We start from the raw sequence: 1691 nt of genomic DNA, 5'->3' as shown, positions 1-1691 counted from the left end.
GCCCTTGCCAAGGGGGCGTCCACATATGAATCACATTCCCGACGCCAAGGGAATCCTGTTTATGGGTCCCGACCCTAGCTCGAGCTGTTACGCAGCCGCGCTCGTCATGCTTTCCTTGATCGAGGAAACCGGCGGAAGGGCAGGGGCCAGGACATTCGCTTCGCCCCACGCCTTGAGCGCCAGGATCACGGGCTCAAGACTGCGGCCGTGTTCTGACAAGCAATATTCCACCTTGGGCGGCACCTGCGGATAAACGGTGCGAATGATCAATCCGTCCGCTTCGAGTTCACGTAGCTGATTGGTCAGCATTCTCTGGGTGACGCCCGACAGGCGCCGGCGGATTTCGTTGAAGCGCATGGTCCCATGCAACAAGTGCCAGAGGATGACGCCTTTCCACTTGCCGCCGATGAGCGCAAGCGTCGCTTCCACCGGGCACCCGCCGCTGCAGTCGAAGCGCTCGTGTCTTGTACGTGCCATGCTACGGTATCCTTTTTGATACTATATACAAAATATGTGCGTACTTGTCAGTAACACTCCGGATTGCGATCTGGCGCCAGGCAGCAATGCCTCCCCGGAACACAAGCCTAAGGAGTATGAAGATGCGTGCCGTTGGCTATCAGACCCCGCAACCCATTGCGGCTCTCAACTCGCTCGTAGATATCGAATTGCCGCGCCCCGTTCCGCAAGGGCGCGATCTTCTGGTGGAAATCCGCGCCGTTTCCGTCAACCCCGTGGATACGAAGGTCCGCGCGAGCACAGCGGCGGCAGACAATGACTGGAAAATATTGGGGTGGGACGCGGCCGGCATTGTCGTGGATGCCGGGCCCGACGCCAGCCTGTTCAAGCCCGGCGATGAAATATTCTACGCTGGCGCGCTGAACCGCCCCGGGAGCAACGCTGAGTTTCATCTGGTCGACGAACGCATTGTCGGACCAAAGCCGAAGACGCTCGGCTGGGCGGAGGCGGCGGCCCTGCCGCTGACCGCAATCACGGCGTGGGAAACCCTGTTCGATCGGCTGGATGTGGAGGGGCGTACTGTGCCCGGCGCGGCTCCCGCCCTTCTCGTCATCGGTGGCGCCGGCGGTGTCGGGTCAATCACCATCCAGCTTGCCCGCCAGCTGACGGACCTCACGGTGGTGGCGACAGCGTCACGCCCGGAAACGCAGGCGTGGGCGAGAGAGCTCGGCGCTCATCATGTCGTCGATCATTCGAAGCCTCTGGCGGAACAGGTTGCTGCTCTGGGGATCGGTGCGCCCGCCTTTGTCTTTTCGACGACAGCGACCGACCATCACCTTCCCGAAATTGTCGAATTGATCGCGCCTCAGGGCCGTTTCGCGCTGATTGACGATCCGGCGACTCTCGACATCATGCCGTTCAAGCGGAAGAGTGTGTCGACGCATTGGGAGCTCATGTTCACCCGCTCGCTGTTCGATACGGCCGATATCGCCGAACAAGGCCGCTTGTTGAGCGAGGTGGCGCGACTCGTCGACAGCGGGACGATCCGCACGACGCTTGCGGAGAATTTCGGCCCGATCAACGCTGCCAACCTCAAGCGTGCGCATGCCTTGATCGAATCCGGACGGGCGTGCGGGAAGATCGTGCTCGAAGACACTAGGGTCGGGACCCATAAACAGGATTCCCTTGGCGTCGGGAATGTGATTCATATGTGGACGCCCCCTTGGCAAGGGCAT

At 61.0% G+C, this 1691-nt stretch carries 2 protein-coding genes; one reads left to right on the top strand and one right to left on the bottom strand.

The features are described 5' to 3' along the window. Positions 1–87 precede the first annotated feature (87 nt). Positions 88–477 carry a winged helix-turn-helix transcriptional regulator gene (locus tag CV103_RS01745; RefSeq protein WP_010400309.1) on the bottom strand — a complete coding sequence of 130 codons (390 nt, stop codon included), beginning with the start codon at positions 475–477 and terminating at the stop codon, positions 88–90. Positions 478–599: 122 nt separating this feature from the next. On the opposite strand from CV103_RS01745, the gene CV103_RS01740 reads away from it, so the two are divergent. Then, the coding region (locus tag CV103_RS01740) for a zinc-binding alcohol dehydrogenase family protein (RefSeq protein WP_107393800.1) at positions 600–1691 on the top strand (1092 nt) is incomplete at its 3' end.

The organism is Edaphosphingomonas fennica (genome assembly GCF_003034225.1).
Lineage (GTDB): Bacteria > Pseudomonadota > Alphaproteobacteria > Sphingomonadales > Sphingomonadaceae > Sphingomonas_E > Sphingomonas_E fennica.
Note: the sequence above shows the minus strand (reverse complement) of the source record. Positions and strands in the feature narration are given on the sequence as shown.

What these genes read in the sequence shown, in the direction of transcription:
- CV103_RS01745 (WP_010400309.1), bottom strand. Translation starts at nt 477, where the DNA reads ATGGCACGTACAAGACACGAGCGCTTCGACTGCAGCGGCGGGTGCCCG.